The organism is Limosilactobacillus portuensis (genome assembly GCF_014838735.1).
Taxonomy (GTDB): Bacteria; Bacillota; Bacilli; order Lactobacillales; family Lactobacillaceae; genus Limosilactobacillus; species Limosilactobacillus portuensis.
Map to the genome: position 1 here is coordinate 1 of NZ_JABUXQ010000161.1, position 243 is coordinate 243.

The following is a 243-nucleotide window of genomic DNA, read 5'->3' on the forward strand; positions in this document are numbered from 1 at the left end:
TCCATATATCTACGCATTCCACCGCTACACATGGAGTTCCACTGTCCTCTTCTGCACTCAAGTCGCCCGGTTTCCGATGCACTTCTTCGGTTAAGCCGAAGGCTTTCACATCAGACCTAAGTAACCGCCTGCGCTCGCTTTACGCCCAATAAATCCGGATAACGCTTGCCACCTACGTATTACCGCGGCTGCTGGCACGTAGTTAGCCGTGACTTTCTGGTTGGATACCGTCACTGCGTGAAC

At 52.7% G+C, this 243-nt stretch carries 1 rRNA gene; it reads right to left on the reverse strand.

What is annotated here, in order from left to right:
• Window positions 1-243, reverse strand: a 16S ribosomal RNA gene (locus HUK49_RS11810); the annotation flags it as partial.